This is a genomic window from Sphingomonas sp. UV9 (assembly GCF_004101245.1).
Taxonomy (GTDB): Bacteria; Pseudomonadota; Alphaproteobacteria; order Sphingomonadales; family Sphingomonadaceae; genus Sphingomonas.
In genome coordinates this window covers 146,756-163,525 of the sequence record NZ_SCIN01000003.1, presented here as the reverse complement: position 1 = coordinate 163,525, position 16,770 = coordinate 146,756, and the positions used below count along the sequence as shown (strand labels likewise).

At 66.6% G+C, this 16,770-nt stretch carries 9 protein-coding genes and 1 tRNA gene; 8 read left to right on the top strand and 2 right to left on the bottom strand.

Features of this window, described 5'->3' with window-relative positions; genetic code table 11:
* Positions 1-192: 192 nt before the first annotated feature.
* The 3 genes from EQZ23_RS13100 to EQZ23_RS13090 all read left to right on the top strand — a co-directional run bounded on the left by EQZ23_RS13100 (position 193) and on the right by EQZ23_RS13090 (position 5,430).
* Entirely contained in the window at positions 193-1,539 is a 1,347-nt protein-coding gene (locus tag EQZ23_RS13100) for a gluconate:H+ symporter (RefSeq protein WP_128454895.1), read from the top strand.
* A gap of 31 nt (positions 1,540-1,570) precedes the next feature.
* Positions 1,571-2,251: an FCD domain-containing protein gene (locus EQZ23_RS13095; RefSeq protein ID WP_128455578.1), complete on the top strand. Its 681-nt coding sequence runs from the start codon at positions 1,571-1,573 to the stop codon at positions 2,249-2,251.
* A 134-nt stretch (positions 2,252-2,385) separates the two neighbouring features.
* Positions 2,386-5,430: a TonB-dependent receptor plug domain-containing protein gene (locus EQZ23_RS13090; protein WP_128454894.1), complete on the top strand. Its 3,045-nt coding sequence runs from the start codon at positions 2,386-2,388 to the stop codon at positions 5,428-5,430.
* 321 nt (positions 5,431-5,751) lie between these two features.
* Here EQZ23_RS13090 and EQZ23_RS13085 read toward each other — a convergent pair.
* Positions 5,752-5,826, bottom strand: a tRNA-Gly gene (locus tag EQZ23_RS13085).
* 200 nt (positions 5,827-6,026) lie between these two features.
* Positions 6,027-9,002 carry a TonB-dependent receptor gene (locus EQZ23_RS13080; protein ID WP_128454893.1) on the bottom strand — a complete coding sequence of 992 codons (2,976 nt, stop codon included), beginning with the start codon at positions 9,000-9,002 and terminating at the stop codon, positions 6,027-6,029.
* Between the two features lie 362 nt (positions 9,003-9,364).
* On the opposite strand from EQZ23_RS13080, the gene EQZ23_RS13075 reads away from it, so the two are divergent.
* The 5 genes from EQZ23_RS13075 to EQZ23_RS13055 all read left to right on the top strand — a co-directional run bounded on the left by EQZ23_RS13075 (position 9,365) and on the right by EQZ23_RS13055 (position 16,702).
* Complete coding sequence (locus EQZ23_RS13075; protein WP_128454892.1) at positions 9,365-10,147, top strand: hypothetical protein; 783 nt, start codon at positions 9,365-9,367, stop codon at positions 10,145-10,147.
* Positions 10,116-11,585, top strand: coding sequence for a DNA polymerase Y family protein (locus EQZ23_RS13070; protein ID WP_240663638.1), 1,470 nt, complete (start codon positions 10,116-10,118; stop codon positions 11,583-11,585). The genes EQZ23_RS13075 and EQZ23_RS13070 overlap by 32 nt, the downstream gene beginning before the upstream one ends.
* A gap of 22 nt (positions 11,586-11,607) precedes the next feature.
* A complete protein-coding gene (locus EQZ23_RS13065) occupies positions 11,608-14,955 on the top strand; it encodes an error-prone DNA polymerase (protein ID WP_128454891.1) in 3,348 nt (1,115 codons plus the stop codon).
* 200 nt (positions 14,956-15,155) lie between these two features.
* Positions 15,156-16,052 carry a tetratricopeptide repeat protein gene (locus EQZ23_RS13060; protein ID WP_128455576.1) on the top strand — a complete coding sequence of 299 codons (897 nt, stop codon included), beginning with the start codon at positions 15,156-15,158 and terminating at the stop codon, positions 16,050-16,052.
* The gene (locus EQZ23_RS13055; protein WP_128454890.1) at positions 16,049-16,702 is read left to right on the top strand and encodes an LON peptidase substrate-binding domain-containing protein; all 654 of its coding nucleotides are present in this window, start codon (positions 16,049-16,051) and stop codon (positions 16,700-16,702) included. Before EQZ23_RS13060 ends, EQZ23_RS13055 begins: the two co-directional genes overlap by 4 nt.
* Positions 16,703-16,770: the final 68 nt, after the last annotated feature.

Genomic DNA, 16,770 nt, shown 5'->3' with positions numbered 1-16,770 from the left:
TTGGACAGGTTTTGAGTATGGGCCGCGGATTTGCACGCAATCAAGCCTTTTCTGTTGTCAGACTGAAAAGACCTGTCGTACAGATATCGGATATCATCAGCAGGCGAAGGCGCCGCTGGGCGACGGGAGGGGCGTGATGCCACGAGGACGGGACGCACGGGACGAGCGCGCGCGAACCAGGGCAGCACGCCGATGATCAGCGCCGACATGCGGCTGGTGATCGCCGCGCTGGCCGGCATCGCGCTCGCCGTCGTGATGATCGTCCGCGGCCGGCTCCACCCCTTTATCGGCCTGTTGTGCGGCGCGTTCACGGTGGGACTGCTCGCTGGTCTGCCGCTGCCCGACGTGGCGAAAGCGGTGCAGAAGGGCGTCGGCGACATCATCGGCGGCACCGGGCTGGTCGTGGCGCTGGGCCTGTCGCTGGGCGCGATGCTGCATCTGTCGGGCGCCGCGGCGTCGCTGGCCAGGGCGGCGCTGCAGATGACCGGTGTCCAGGCCGCGCCCTGGGCGACCCTGGGCATCGCGATCGTCGTCGGACTGCCGCTGTTCTTCGAGACGGGTCTCGTCCTGCTGCTGCCGATCGTCGTCGCGGCGGCCGAGGAGATGACCGGCAAGGACGGCCCGGAACGCGACGCGGCCAAGCTGAGGCTGATCATGCCGGCGCTGGCGGGGCTGGGCGTCGTCCATGCGCTGGTGCCGCCGCATCCGGGACCCTTGCTCGCGGTCGAGGCGCTCGGGGCCAGCCTCGGCAAGACGATGGTGTACGGGATCGCGATCGCCATCCCGACGGCGATCATCTCCGGCCCGCTGCTGGCCAAATTCACGACTCGCGGCGTGCGGCTGGAGGCGCCGGTGCTGCACGATCATGCGCTCGCCATCGCACCGCCGGCGCGGCTGCTGTCGCTGTTGATCGTGCTGCTGCCCGTGCTGATGATCGCGACCGGCGAGCTGGGCCAGATGATCCCGGGGATGAAGGGCACCGCCTGGCTGGTCGCGGCGAGCAATCCCGTCGTCGCGCTGTTGCTGACCAACCTGATCGCCCTGCCGCTGCTGTTCGGACGGCGGCTGCGCGATGCCGCGATCCAGAACGCGGTGTGGCACGAGACGATGGGGGCGGCGGGCGCGATCCTGCTGGCGATCGGCGCGGGCGGTGCGCTGAAGCAGGTGCTGGTGACCGCAGGGCTGTCCGACCTGCTGGCGCGCACGGTGCTGATGTATTCGATCTCGCCGCTGCTGCTCGGTTGGCTGGTCGCGGTCGGCATACGCCTGGCGGCTGGCTCGGCGACCGTAGCGACGATCACGGCGGTCGGGATCATGCCGGGCGTGGTCGCAAGCTCGGGCGTTTCGCCGGAACTGGTCGTGCTGGCGATCGGCGCGGGCTCCGTATTCTTCAGCCACGTCAACGATCCCGGCTTCTGGCTCGTCAAAAGCTATGTCGGCACCAGCACCGCGGATACGTTCCGGACATGGTCGATGCTGGAGACGGCGATCTCGGTGGTCGGCCTCGCGCTGGTGATGGCGCTCAGCTATGTCGTCTGACGATGCCGCAGTCCCCCTTGAGAAGCCGATCTTGAACGGCGGCGTACGGCTGGCGGATCGGGCCTATACCGGCATCGTCCAGATCATCCTCGACGAGCAGCTCGCGGTCGGCGACCGGTTGCCCGCGGAGGACAAGCTGGCGGCGATGTTCGGCATGTCGCGGACGATCGTGCGCGAGGCGCTGGCGCGGCTAGCGTCGGACGGGATCACGCAGGCGCGGCGCGGGGCCGGGTCCTATGTCAAACGGCGTCCGTCGGAACGGCTCGGGTCGCACATGCCGATGGCCGACATCGCGGCGACGCTGGGCACCTACGAAGTGCGCTTCGTGCTGGAGGCGGAGGCGGCGCGGCTGGCGGCACAGCGCCGGTCGCATCACCAGATGGACGCGATCGAGCGCGCGCTGGAGGCGTTGCGGACCGCCCTGCTGTCCAATGCGCCGGCGCATGACGAGGACTGGATCCTGCACCGCGCGATCGCCGAGGCAACCGCCAATGCGGCGTTCCTGCCGGTGTTCGATCATCTCCAGGACGCGGTGATGCGGATCCTGCGTGCCGGGGTCGATATCTCACGGTCGCGCGCGCCCGACGTGATCAAGGCGATGATGGACGAGCATGACGCGATCGTCGAGGCGATCCGCGCGCAGGATGCCGATGGCGCCGCGCTCGCGATGCGCTGGCATCTGTCGCAAGGGCGCAAGCGGCTGATGCCCTGACGCGGTCGATAGCACCGCACTGCGACCATGGTCGTAGATGATACGCCCGGCAGCCTACGGTAGAGTGCCCCTCGCAACGACACGTCGCCAAGCCGGATACACGGTACCCGCACGTGCAATTAGGGGATGGACTGATGTACAGCGTCACGCGCGATCGGCGACTTACCGGTATCTTGAATGGTAACGCTACCAGTTTAGCGGTCCTCGCCGTCGCGTTGTTGTGCACGCCCGCCCCGGCCCTGGCCCAGACCACGCCGACCGCGGACGCCGATCTGCCCGCCCCCGTCGGCACCGCCGACCAGACACTCGCGCCGCAGGCGTCCATTCAGGGCGATGACCGGGCTGCGAGCACCAACGACATCGTCGTGACCGGCACGCGCATCACGTCGAGCGGCTTCAACGCGCCGACGCCGACGACGGTGATCGGCGAGGAACAGATCCTCAAGAACGCGCAACCCAACATCTTCACGACGGTGGCGCAATTACCCTCGCTCCAGGGCTCGACCGGCGCCAACACGGGCACGTTCAGCACGTCGAGCGGATCGCAGGGGCTGAGCTCGTTCTCGCTGCGTGGTCTCGGCACGATCCGGACGCTGACGCTGCTCGACGGCCAGCGCGTCGTCGGCGCCAACGTCACCGGCGTTCCCGACATCAGCCAGTTCCCGCAACTGCTGATCAAGCGCGTCGACATCGTCAACGGTGGCGCGTCGGCTTCGTACGGGTCGGACGCGGTCGGCGGCGTGATCAACTTCATCACCGACACGAAGTTCACCGGGTTCAAGGCGAACGTCCAGACCGGCGTGACGACCTATGGCGACGACGGCCAGGTGCTGTTCCAGGCGGCGGTCGGCAAGAGCTTCGCGAACGACAAGCTGCACGTCATCCTCAGCGGCGAATACGCCAAGGAGCAGGGCGTCGGCCCGGGCAATTTCGGCGAAGACCTGGCTGGCAGCCGCGACTGGTACCGCGCGACGACCCTGGTCGACACCGGTATCCGCAACAATGGCTCGCCGCAGTTTCTCTACCGCGACAACGGCCAGGCCTATCAATACACCAAATACGGCCTGATCAGCGCCGGGCCGCTCCAGGGCACCGCCTTCGACGCCAACGGCCAGCCGTTCCAGTTCCAGTACGGCTCGAACGGCGTCCCCGCGAAGAATGCGGCGGGGACGGTCAATGGCTGCTTCGTCGGCTTCTGCGTCGGCGGCGACCAGTCGGGGCATGTCGGATCGGGCACCTCGCTGCAATCCGCGGTCCAGCGCCTCAACGGCTATACCCGCATCGGCTACGACATCGCCCCTGATACCGAGCTGTATGTCACCGCCAACGTCGCGCAGGTAAAGACCAGCAACCAGCCGAATCCCGGCTCCGCCAAGACCGGCCTGACGATCCAGTGCGCCAACCCGTATCTGCCCGCCTCGATCAGCGCGGCGTGCGCGGCGAACGGCATCACGACGTTCCAATACGGCCTGAGCAACGCGATCCTGCCCAACATCAAGGTAAACACCGACCGTCGCCAATACCGCTTCGTCGGGGGGCTGAAGGGCAAGGCTGATCTGCTCGGGACCAACTGGAGCTACGACGCCTATTACGAGCATGGCATCAACATCACCGACATCGACGTCGACAATATCAGCCTGACCGGGCGCTACAACCAGGCGATCAACGCGACGCGGATCAACGGCCAGATCGTCTGCGCCAATGCGGCCGCCCGCGCCGCCGGTTGCCAGCCGATCAACATCTTCGGCGGCGCCACGCCGTCGCCGGGTGCGCTGGCGTACGTCACGCCGGCCGCAGGTCCGTTCCAGCACACCAAACAGACGCAGGACGCTGCCGCGGGCAGCATCTCGGGCGAGCCGATCACCTTGTGGGCAGGCCCGCTCGCGGTGGCGGCGGGCGTCGAATGGCGTCGCGAATTCTACCGGGTGAATGCCGATCCCTACGGCGCCGGCGTCTCCGACATCAGCCCGAATTCGGCGCTGTATCCGACCGATCCGAACCTGAATTCGACCGTCGGCAGCAACTGGTATGCCGGCAATTACAAGAACGGGACGGGCAAATACACGGTCCTCGAGAGCTTTCTCGAGATGAACCTGCCGATCCTCAATTCAGAGACGCTGGGCCGCGCGAACATCAACGGCGCCGGACGCGCCACCCGCTATTCGACCTCGGGCGTCGTCTATGCCTGGAAGGTCGGCGGGACGTGGGAGACCCCGCTCGACGGGTTCCGCCTGCGCGCGGTGACGTCGCGCGACGTCCGCGCGCCGAACCTGTCGGAACTGTTCGCGGCACCCGTGACCACGACCGTGCCCAACTTCACCGATCCCCGCCAGACCGCCCAGAACCCGAACGGACGGCAGGTCCTGATCATCCAGAACACGATCGGCAATACCGCGCTGCGCCCGGAAATCGCGCGCAATACCGAGTTAGGCGTCGTCTATGCGCGCCCATCCTGGCTACCCGGCCTCAGCGTGTCGTTCGATTACTACAAGATCAACCTGAAGGACGTGGTGTCCAGCCTGTCCGCGCAGCAGATCGTCAACCTGTGCGTCGTCGAGAAAATTCCGGACACCTGCGGCGCGTTCGATCTCGATAGCGACTCCAAGTTCGTCAATGTGCAGTCCTTCAACCTCGCGTCGATCAAGACCGACGGGTTCGACATCGAGGCGAGCTACCAGTGGCGCAAGCCGCTCGGGATCGAGGGCAACTTCACGGTCCGGGCGCTTGCCACCCACGTCATGAAGTTCGTCACAGATCCCGGCCTGCCCGGTACCATTCCGGTCGACACGGCAGGTGCCAATTCAGGCGCGACCCCCGACTGGAAATGGCTCGCGACCGAAAGCTACGACAACGACCAGTTCAGCATCACGCTGCAGCAGCGCTGGTTCAGTGACGGCGTGATCGGCAACCAATATGTCGTGTGCCAGCCCGGCAATTGCCCGGTGTCGACCGCGAACAACCCCACCATCGATTTCAACCGCATAAAGGGCGCGTTCTACTTCGACGTCGGCGGTGCGCTGAACGTCACCAAGCAGGTCAGCATGTTCTTCAAGGTCGACAATCTGTTCGATCACGACCCCGAGCCTTCGCCGCAGACCAATACCGGGCTCGACGTGAATCCGGCGCTGTACGACACGCTGGGGCGCTTCTTCCGGATCGGCGCACGCGCCCGGTTCTAAACGAAGCGCTCCGCTGGCAAATCCTCTAGACACTTATCTCCCGGCGGCCCTCCCGGCTGCCGGGAGCGGCGCGTCCGCACTCGGGCAGCCGTGATCGAACAGCCGCGGAGTCCGCAGCGCCACGCAAGGTGTCAACGCTGATAAAGCCGATCACCCGCCTCGGTTTCACCATCACCACGCGAGATTTCTACGAAGTTCGCCGCACCGGCTGAGGCGCGAGGGGGGCAGGACCGCGATCATCGCACACGATGTGACCCGCGGGGTGTTGGTATGTGTTGGGAAGGCCGCATCGGCCTCGACAGCTGTTTTCCGTAAGAAAACTGGAGCGGGCGAAGGGATTCGAACCCTCGACCCCAACCTTGGCAAGGTTGTGCTCTACCCCTGAGCTACGCCCGCTCTGGCGCCTATGTCTCCGGTCTGAAGCGACACGGTGACTGGGTGAGGCGCGCTGTTAGCCCGGGGTTTCGGGAACGGCAAGCGCCTTCTGCGTTCTTGCGGTAAAAATCTGGTCGGGCGCCCGGTCCGGCGGCGCGACCGGCATGAAAAAGGGGCGGACGTTGCCGTCCGCCCCAAGGCCTTCGATCAGGTGTGACGGCTCAGAACTGGAAGTTCGCGCCGATCCGCATCGTCCGGCCGACCGCGCCGATCTGCGTGTAGGTCGGGTTGTAGTTGACCGCGGCATAGTTGCCCGCGTTCAGCGGCGCCTTCTGGTCGAGCAGGTTGACGACGTTGAAGTACAGGTTGAACTTTTCGTTCACCTTCACGCTGCCGGTCAGGTCGACGTCGACGAAGTGCTTCACCTTGCAGTTGAAGTCGGGATTGGTGCCCTGATAGGTGCTGCTGGTGGCGCAGTCGACAACACCGGTATCCGGGTTTGCCCCGTATTGGTCGAACGCCACCGCCTTGTATCCCGACGTGTAATAGGCCGTCGCGGTGAGCGTGTACGCCTTGTAGTCGATGCTGTTCTGCCAGTTGCCGCGCCATGCCGGCGTGCCCGCGCCCGACGAGGTGATGTATGGCGCCTGCGTGCCGACGAAATCGACGAACGGATCGGCATCGCTCTGCTTGAAATCGTAATGCAGGATGTAGGTCGCCTCGGCGCGGCTGGTGAAGTGGAAATCGTCGCTCGGCTTCAGCTGGACGAGCGCCGAGAAGTCGAGCCCCGAGGTCTTGAGCGCCGCCGCATTGGCATAAGGCGAGTTGACGAACAGCGCGCGGGCCGGGGCGTTCGGGTAGGACGGGTCGATCGCGTCCGGCGTCACGCTGTAGCCGTTCGGCAGCGCGGTGCCTGCGTAATAGGCGGCGAGCGCCTGGTTGGCGAGCGGACCGCCGGTGATCACGCGCGTCTTCTTGATGTTGTAGTAATCCGCCGTGAAGCTCAGCCAGGGTGCGGGCTGGACGACCACGCCGCCGGTGAAGCTGCGCGACAGCTCGGGCTTGATGTCCGGGTTGCCGGCAGTGTTGAAGCCGATCGAATAGGACTGGTTGTACGCGCTGCCGCCCGAGCATGTGTTGCCCGTGACCGTCGCGCCGTGTTGCGCCTGGACCGAGCAGGGTGGCACGGCGGTGGTGAAGCCGACCACCGAACCCGATGTCTCGGCGAAGCTCGGTGCACGGAAGCCCTTCGAGAAGGTGCCGCGCAGCGCGACCTGGCGGATCGGCGTGAACTTCACCCCGATCTTCGGCGAGAAGTGGCTATACCCTTCCGAATAATGATCGAAGCGACCCGAGCCGTCGATCTCCAGGCTGGTGAAGATCGGCGCGTTGACCTCGAAATAGGCCGATTCGACCGTCCGGTCGCCGACTGCGGAGAACTGGTTGAGCCCGATCGTCGTGAAGTCCGGGTTCTGGCTCGGATCGTTCTGCGCCTCGTAGCGGACCGAACCGCCGACGCCGACCTGGAGCGGGCCACCGGGAAGCTGGAACAGGTCCTTGGTGATCACGCCCTGGACCATGTCGAGATCGCTGGTCGCCTGCGAACGGACGGTCGGCGAGATCGCCGCGCGGACGGCTGCGGTGTTCAGTTCGGGATTGGCGAAGTTGTACGAGCCCGTGTTGATCGCGGTCGTGAGCCCGTCGAGGTTCAGATAGCCGTTCTGCGTGATGTCGAGCCACGAATGCGCCGCGGTGATCGAGGCCGAATAGCCCCAGCCCTCGCCGAACTGGCCGTCGATGCCGGCCGCCGCGCGGATCACGTGATTTTTATACTCGGACGAACTGGCGATATCGCCGAACCGGTAGCGGATCGCCGCCCCCAACCCCTGGGTCGCGAACGGATTGTTGGTGGTGTTGAGCGTGCCGTTCGCCAGCACCGCCGGCAGGACGATGTTCTGCGTGTTGACCGGATTGGCCGAGCGGATCAGCGCAGGCGTGCCCTGCGCCTTCACGTCGTTCTGGAAATACGACGCGATCAGATAGGCCTGCGTCCTGTCGTTGATCTGCGCGGTGCCGTGGACGGTGACGCCGAAGCGGGTCTGTTCGGGCTGGATCTGGCTATAGTCGGAAACGAGGTTCTGCTCGCAGCCCTGATCGATGAACGCAGTGCCCGAGCGCGGCGTCGTGACGAGCGTTTGTCCGGCCGCGCAGCCATTGGTGTTGAGCACCTGGAACGCGCCGGTGGCGAGACCGGTGCCCGACAGGATGTTGCCCGGCGTGGTCTGCGTGGTGGGTGCGACGACCGCGCTGGTCGTGCTGCTCGGCGCGACCGAGCCGGCATTGTTGTTGTCGCCGCCGATCGAGCTCAGATCGTTGGTATTGTACGGGAAGCCGCGGTTGCGATTGTAGATCGCGTCGTTGTGCTGGTATTCGCCGCTGACGTAGAAATTGAAGCCCTGCTCCTTCAGACGCCCGGTGCCGAGCGTCAGCGTCGCGCGCTGGCTGCCGCCGTCGCCGCGCTGCGTCACGCCGCCTTCGACCGTGCCGTACGCGCCGACGATCTCCTTCTTCATGATGATGTTGACGACGCCGCCGATCGCATCCGCACCATAGCTCGACGAGGCGCCGTCCTTGAGCACTTCGACGCGGTCGACGATCGCGTTCGGGATGGTGTTCAGATCGACGAACGAACGCTGGCCGTCATCCGAGAGGGGATAATTGGCGGTGCGAAGGCCGTCGACCAGCGTCAGAGTCGAGTTTACCGACAGACCGCGCAACGACACGCCCGACGAGCCCGCGCCGAACCCGTTGGTGAACGAGGTCGGGACCGAGCCGCTGCTGTCGGCGGAGATCGAGCGGACCGCGTCGGACACGTTGTTGATGCCGGCCTTGGCGAGCGAATCCGAGGTCAGCACGGTAACCGGCGACGGCGTCTCGGTGTCGGTGCGACGGAACAGCGTACCGGTGACGACGATGTCCTGCGGCTGATCGGCGTCTGCCTGGGCCGCCGGTGCAGCGGTGGGTGCCGCGGTCGGGGCGGGCGAGACGTCCCCCTGGGTGGGCGTCGACACCGAGGTGCTGGGCTGGACCTGGGCATCCTGCGCGAAGGCAGGCGCGGTGCCGATCAGCCCGGCGAGAACGAGCGCCGACAACGCCGAAGTCCGGAGCAGGATCGGCCGGGAAGTGATGATGGTCATGGTAAGCGGTCTCTCACAAGGCCCGTCCCCTCCCCCCTTTGGGGATGGCGCGAGCGCGTTCCGTCATGGCCGCGTTGTCCGGGGAGGAATGCGGCGCTGGGACAGGACTGCGACCATGTCTCAAAACTGTAAATACTCGCGGGAAACTGCGGAATTATCCGCGCAATCGTGTCACAATAAAGACACTGTTCCTGACGTATTTTTCATGTCGGCGTCATACTCGCGGATGAAGCGTGCATCATCTGCGAGAGACGGAAATGCCCTTTCATGGTGGTTTAATCGGCGCGATCCCGGCTCTGGATCGGCGACCGGAAAAAGATTCCGCTTGGCGACTCACCGTGTAGAACATTACAAGAACAGTTGTGAACGAGTCGTCTGCCCTGATCGCCCGCCTGAAGCGGATCGCCACGACCGGGATGCCGACCCAGGGTGACGGCCGGCCCGACGATGCGTGGCTGACGCAAGGGATGGCCAAGGCGCAGTTGCACGAGATTTTCGCGACCGTCGACGATTCGGCGAGCGGCGCGGGGTTCGCAGTCGCGTCCACATTGGCGGCGCGTGCGGCGCCGGTGATGTGGCTGCGGACCGCGGCGAGCGAGCGGCAGGGCGGGCGATTGCACGCGACCGGGCTGGTCGAGATGGGGCTCGACGTGACCTCGCTGGTGCTCGGGCTGGTCGATGACGAGGCGAGCTTGCTGCGTGCCGCCGCCGATGCCGCGCGCTGCCACGGGCTTGGCACGCTGGTGATGGAATCCTGGGGCCGCGCACCGGGGATCGACCTGACCGCGACGCGGCGGCTGATGCTGGCCGCCGAAGCCTCTGGCGTGACGATCTTGAGTCTGCGCGTCGGCGCGGAACCGGTGCCGAGCGCCGCCGCATCGCGCTGGCAGGTGGCGTCGTGTCGGTCGCGACCGCTGGAGGCCGACGCGCCGGGCAAACCTGCCTTCGACATCGAATTGCTGCGTCGACGCGGAGGCCAGGCCGGGCTTCGCTGGCGCGTGGAGTGGAACCGTGACGCGTATTTCTTCGACCAAACCGCCTTCGCCCTTGGTGATCCCGCGGCGCTACCTGGCGCTGGTATTCCCGTGGCTGCCGATCGAGCGGCTGCGGACGATGCGGCCACATCTGTTCGTCGGACGGGCTGAAACGCCGATCGCGTTCGTCGAGACGGTGTCGGGGGGTGTCCGGCTGAAGGCGCTCGACCGCGAGGCGATGCGCGCCGGACTCGTGCCGGGCCTGACGCTGGCGGATGCGCGGGCGCAGGTGCCTGAGCTGGAGGTCTACGAGCATGACGCGCATGCCGATCACGAATGGCTCGAGCGGCTGGCGGATGGGTGCCAGCGCTATACGCCGTCGGTCGCGCTCGACGAACCCGATGGCCTGATCCTCGATATCGCCGGGTGCGTGCACGAGTTCGAGGGCGAGCGGCGACTGGCGGCCGATCTGGAGGAGCGGCTCGCGCGGCGCGGACTGCTGGTGCGGCACGCGTTTGGTGACACGCCCGATACGGCGCGGGCGCTCGCGCGCTTTGCCGGCGCGCCTGCCCCCGATGAAAAGCGCGCGGTGAAGCGGTTGCCGGTCGCCGCGCTCGGGCTCGACGAGGATGCGACCACCGCCTTGTCGCGCGCGGGGCTCAAGACGGTCGGCGACGTGATGGCGCGCCCGCTCGCCACCATCGCGGCGCGGTTCGGCGAGGAGGCGGCGATGATGATCCGCCGGCTCGACGGGTCGGTGAAGGGGCCGATCGTCGCGCGGCGGACGGTGGCGAAGATCGGTGTCGAACGCCGCTTCGCCGAGCCGATCGCGCGCACGGACTATGCGCTGGAGGTGATCGCGGAGCTTGCCGCCGAAGCCGCCGAACAGCTGGCCGAGCGTCACGAAGGCGGGCGGCGGTGGGAGGTGCGGCTGTTCCGTGCCGACGGGCTGGTCCAGCGCCTCAGGATCGAGACCGGCCAGCCGATACGCGACGTCGCGCTGTTGATGCGGCTGTTCCGCGAGCGGATCGACAGCCTCGCCGATCCGCTCGATCCGGGGTTCGGCTATGATCTGGTCCGGCTGGACGTCGCGCTCGCCGAGAAGCTCGATGCGTCGCAACTGAAGCTGGAGGGCGGCGAGGCGCAAAAAGGAGAGGTCGCGCAGCTCGTCGACCAGCTCGGCACGCGGCTGGGGCGAGCGCGCGTGCGCCGCTTCTCGCCCCGCGACAGCCATATTCCCGAACAGGCCGAGCTCATGCTGCCCGCCGCCGAGGCCCCTGCCCCGACGCCGTGGGTCGCGCCCGAAACCGGAGAACCGCCGCTCCGCCCGATCTATCTGTTCGATCCGCCGCAGCCGATCGAATCGATGCTGGCCGAGGTGCCCGACGGCCCGCCGCACCGGTTCCGCTGGCGCCGCACCGTGCACGACGTCGCACATAGCGAGGGGCCGGAGCGGATCGCGGGCGAATGGTGGCGGCGCCAGGATATCCCGACGCGCGATTATTACCGTATCGAGGACCGGCGCGGCCGCCGCTTCTGGATCTTCCGCCACGGGCTGTATTCGGAGGTGGAGACGCCGCGCTGGTATCTCCACGGCCTGTTCGCGTGATGCGTATCGATCGCCTCGCACCATGACCCGCTTCGCCGAACTGGTCGCGGCGACCAATTTCTCGTTCCTCGACGGGGCCAGCGATGCGGGCGCGATGGTCGGCCGCGCGGTGGAGCTCGGGCTCGGCGGGATCGGGATCGCCGATCGCAATACCGTGGCGGGCGTGGTCCGCGCGCATCAGGCGTTGAAAAAGGCCCGCGACGGTTTGCTGGGCATGGCGATGCCGCCGATCGACTTCCGGCTGGTGGTCGGCGCGCGTCTCGTGTTCGCGGACGGCACGCCGGACATCGTCGCCTATCCCGCGACGCGACGCGGCTGGGGGCGGCTGACCCGGTTGCTGACGGTCGGCAATCGCCGTGCCGAAAAGGGCGGCTGCATCCTCGGGCTCGGCGACCTGATCGCGCATCACGCCGACATGATGCTGGTGGTGATGCCCGAGAGCAGCGCGCGCGGTGCGACGCCGGTGTCGCCGCTGCCGGACGGCGACGCGCTGCCCGAACGGATTGAGCGCGATCTGCCGACGGTCCTCCAGGCGGTAAAGCGATTGGGCGCGGATGCGGTGTGGCTCGGCGTGACGATGCCGCGCGGCGGTCGCGATCGGCGGCGGCTGGCGCAGTTCGGGCGGATTGCGGATTCGGCGGGCGTCCCCGTGCTGGCCACGACCGATGCGCTCTACGCCTATCCCGACGACCGCGACCTGCACGACGTCGTCACCTGCATCCGCGAGCGCACGACGATCCACAAGGCGGGTCGGCTGCTCGCGGCGAATGGCGAGCGGCATCTGAAACCCGAAGAGGAGATCGCCCGGCTGTTCCGCGATCGCCCCGACGCGGTAGCGCAGAGCGCGCGGCTGCTGGGCCAAATCACCTTCACGCTCGATGACCTGAAATACGAATATCCGCACGAGCCGATTCCGGCGGGCTGGGATGCGCAGGCGTGGCTCGAGCATCTCGTCTGGCAGATCGCGCTAGACCGCTACGACTACCTAGTGCCGGCCAAAATGCTGAAGCTTTTGTACGAAGAGTTCGTGCTGATCCGCGAGCGCAAATACGCGTATTATTTCCTGACGGTGCACGACATCGTCCGGTTCGCGCGCGCGCAGAACCCGCCGATCCTGTGCCAGGGGCGCGGCTCGGCAGCCAATTCCGTCGTGTGCTACCTGCTCGGCGTCACCTCGGTCGATCCGATGAAATACGACCTGCTCTTTTCGCGGTTCGTGTCGAGCGAGCGCGACGAGCCGCCCGATATCGATGTCGATTTCGAGCATGAGCGGCGCGAGGAGGTGATGCAGTATATCTATCGCCGCTATGGCCGCGAGCGCGCCGCGATCGCCGCGACCGTCATCCATTATCGCCCCAAGAGCACGGTGCGCGAGGTCGGCAAGGCGCTGGGGCTGACCGAGGACGTGACGCAGCGGCTGACGAGCACGGTGTGGGGGAGCTTTTCGAGCCGGTTCCAGGAACAGCGCTTTGCCGAAACGGGGTTCGACGTCGACAATCCCGAGATCGCGCGATTGCGCGAGATGGTCGACCGGCTGCTCGAATTCCCGCGCCATCTGTCGCAGCATGTCGGCGGGTTCGTGCTGACGCAGGGGCGGCTCGACGAGATGGTGCCGATCCATAACGGCGCGATGGACGAGCGGACGTTCATCGAATGGGACAAGGACGACATCGACGCACTCGGGCTGATGAAGGTCGATATCCTCGCGCTCGGGATGCTGACGTGTATCCGAAAGGCGTTCGACCTGATGCGCCAGCATGGTCACGGCGATCACCTGCTCGACACGATCGCGGTCGCCGAGGACCCGCGCGTCTACGACATGCTGTGCAAGGGCGACAGCATCGGCGTGTTCCAGGTCGAGAGCCGCGCGCAGATCAACATGCTGCCGCGGCTCAAGCCCCGCGTGCTGTACGATCTGGTCGTGCAGGTAGCGATCGTCCGGCCCGGGCCGATCGAGGGTGACATGGTGCATCCGTATCTGCGGCGGCGGAGCGGCAAGGAGAAGGTCGAGTTCCCCTCGCCCGATCCGAAATTCGGGCCGCCCGACGAATTGCAGCAGCTGTTGCGCTTCACCTACGGCGTGCCGCTGTTCCAGGAGCAGGCGATGAAGCTGGCGATCGTCGCGGCGGGGTTCACGCCGAACGAGGCGAACCAGCTGCGCAAGTCGATGGCGACGTTCCGCAAGGTCGGCGGCATGGACAATTTCCAGGCCAAGCTGGTCGGCGGGATGGTCGCGCGCGGCTATCAGGCGGAGTTTGCCGAACGGTGCTTCAAGCAGATCGAGGGGTTCGGGTCGTACGGTTTCCCCGAGAGCCATGCGCTGTCGTTCGCGCGGCTGGTGTATGTGTCGTCGTGGATCAAATGCTTTCATCCGGCGGTGTTCTGCTGCGCGTTGCTCAATTCGCAGCCGATGGGGTTTTATGCGCCGGCGCAGTTGGTGCGCGATGCGGTCGAGCACGGGGTGACCGTGCTGCCGGTCGATGTGAATGCGAGCGGGTGGGATAATGCGCTCGAATCCTCGGGGGCGGATGTGCGGCTCGGGTTTCGGCAGGTCGACGGGTTTCGGCAGGATTGGGCGGACGAGATCGCCAAGGCCAGGGCGAGCGCGCCGTTTGCGGGAATCGAGGATCTCGCGCGGCGGGCGAATTTGCCGCAGCGGGCGATGAACCTGCTCGCCGATGCGGATGCGTTTCGGTCGGTCCAAAAGGAACGCCGCGAGGCGTTGTGGGACGTGCGTCGGACGCCGCCCCGGCAACTCGCGCTGTTCGCCGCCGCCGAGGTGCCCGAATTGGGCGAGGAGCCCGACGCGCATCTGCCGGCGATGCCGCTGTCCGAACAGGTGGCGGCGGATTACCAGACGACGCGGCTGTCGCTGAAGGCGCATCCGATGAGCTTTCTCCGCGCGCGGTTCGCGGCCGAGGGAATCCTGTCGAGCGCGCAGGCCAATGCGACCAAGGACGGGCGGCGCGCGAAGGTGGCGGGCGTGGTGCTGGTCCGTCAGCGGCCGGGCAAGGGCAATGCGATCTTCGTGACGATCGAGGACGAGACGGGCGTCACCAACGGCTTGATGTGGGCGCGCGATTTCGAGGCGAACAGGCGCGCGGTTATGGCGTCACGGCTGATGGTGCTGGAGGGCGTGATCCAGCGCAGCGAGGAAGGCGTCACGCACCTGATGACCGCGCGCGTGCAGGATCGCAGCGACATGCTGCGGCTGTTGTCGGAGGATCATGCGATGGAGCCGCCGCTCGCGCGCGTCGACGAGGTGATCCGCCCGGTTGCGACGCGAAGTCCGGACGCGCGCACGCACCACCCGCGCGCGACGCATCCGCGCGACGTCCGTGTCCTGCCCAAGTCTCGCGACTTCCATTGACGCCGTCATCGAAGCGCAGGCTGGGATCCAGAGCCAAACGCGGCGGGTTCTATGGCTCTGGATCCTGGGTCGAGCCGAGGATCACGGGTCGTCGGCGCGGTTTGTCGTGCGTACCGATCCATCCTAGAGGTGGCATTCATCGCGCGCGCCCCCAAATAGCGGGCAGAACCACACGGGAGTTGAACTTGGCCACGCTTGGAATGTCCCCCGCCGAGAAGGACGCCGTCGAGTCGTTCCGTCGCGATGTCGTCGAACCGTCGATGACGAAGCTCGTGATCATCGATTTCTGGGCCGAATGGTGCGGGCCGTGCAAGGCGCTGACGCCGACGCTGGAAAAGGTCGCCGCGGATTATGCCGACAAGGGCGTCGTGCTGGCGAAGGTCGATACCGACAAGAACCAGTTCATCGCCGCGCAATTCCAGATCAAGTCGATCCCGACCGTCTATGCGATGTTCCAGGGCCAGCTGGTCGCCGACATGACCAGTGCGCGCACAGAGTCCCAGTTGCGCGTGATGCTCGACCAGTTGCTCAAGCAGCTGCCGATCGAGGTCGAGCCGGCGGACGCCGCAGCGGATGTCGAGCCGCTGATCGCGATCGGCGAAGAGGCGCTGGCCGCGGGTGACGGCGAGCGCGCGCTCGGGATCTTCCGCGAGATCGCCGACATCGCGCCCGAGCATCCGCAAGTCCATGCCGGCTTCGTCCGCGCGCTGGTCGCGACCGGGCAGCTCGACGAGGCGGCGGACTGGCTCGCCAATCTCGATCCGGCGATCGCCAAGGATCCCGCGATCCACCGCGCGCAGGCGGCTCTGGCCTTGGCGCAGTCGGCGCCGCCGGTCGCGGACCTGTCGCCGCTGGTCGCCGCGGTAGAGGCGAACCCGGACGATCTGGCCGCGCGGTTCGCGCTCGCCAACGGCCAGATGGCGGCCAACGACCGGGACGCCGCCGCCGACACGTTCCTTGGCATCATCGCCACCGAGCGCGACTGGAACGAGGGCGCGGCGCGCGCGCAATTGCTCAAATTGTTCGAGGTCGTCGGGCTAGAAGACCCATGGGTCTCTGGACAACGGCGGCGTCTGTCTGCGATCCTGTTCGGATGACCACCGAGTCGTCTCCTCGCGCCACCTCTCCGCGCGCCACCACGCGGCTGTCGATCTTCCCGCTGCCCGGGGCCTTGCTGTTCCCGGGCATGCATCTGCCGTTGCACATGTTCGAGCCGCGCTATCGGGCGATGATCAGCGATGCGATGGCGCGCGACCGGCGGATCGGAATGATCCAGCCGCGCGGCGGGCCGCATGACGACGCCGATGCGCTGTACGCCATCGGCTGCGTCGGCAAGATCGCCGAGGTCGAGGCGCTCGACGACGGGCGGTACAATGTCGTGCTGGAGGGCGTCGCGCTGTTCCGGATCGTCCGCGAACTGGATGTGTCGACGGCGTTTCGACAGGTCGAGGCGGAATTGCTGCCGGCGATCGAGGACGATGCGCTGTCGCTCGGGCGGCGCTCGTCGCTCGAACTCGAGTCGCGGCGGTTTGCCGACATGCAGGGCTATGCGGTCGATTGGGATGCGGTGGGTCGGCTCGACGACGAGAGCCTGGTCAACGGCATCGCCCAGATCGCACCGTTCGATGCGGCGGCCAAACAGGCGTTGCTGGAAGCCGCGAACATCGAGACGCGCGCGGAATTGATCATCCAGTTGATGCAGTTCTTCGGGCGGCATGACGGCGACGAATCGGTGACGTTGCAGTGAAGGGCACCAGCCCCACCGGTCGTTTCGAGCGCAGTCGAGACACCCGCTCCGCAGCAACCGGTTTCTCG

Excerpts from the sequence above, each read along its gene's own strand:
- EQZ23_RS13080 (WP_128454893.1), bottom strand. The coding sequence starts at position 9,002 with ATGACCATCATCACTTCCCGGCCGATCCTGCTCCGGACTTCGGCGTTG.
- EQZ23_RS13070 (WP_240663638.1), top strand. The coding sequence starts at position 10,116 with ATGCGGCCACATCTGTTCGTCGGACGGGCTGAAACGCCGATCGCGTTC.
- EQZ23_RS13060 (WP_128455576.1), top strand. The coding sequence starts at position 15,156 with ATGTCCCCCGCCGAGAAGGACGCCGTCGAGTCGTTCCGTCGCGATGTC.
- EQZ23_RS13055 (WP_128454890.1), top strand. The coding sequence starts at position 16,049 with ATGACCACCGAGTCGTCTCCTCGCGCCACCTCTCCGCGCGCCACCACG.
- EQZ23_RS13065 (WP_128454891.1), top strand. The coding sequence starts at position 11,608 with ATGACCCGCTTCGCCGAACTGGTCGCGGCGACCAATTTCTCGTTCCTC.
- EQZ23_RS13100 (WP_128454895.1), top strand. The coding sequence starts at position 193 with ATGATCAGCGCCGACATGCGGCTGGTGATCGCCGCGCTGGCCGGCATC.
- EQZ23_RS13090 (WP_128454894.1), top strand. The coding sequence starts at position 2,386 with ATGTACAGCGTCACGCGCGATCGGCGACTTACCGGTATCTTGAATGGT.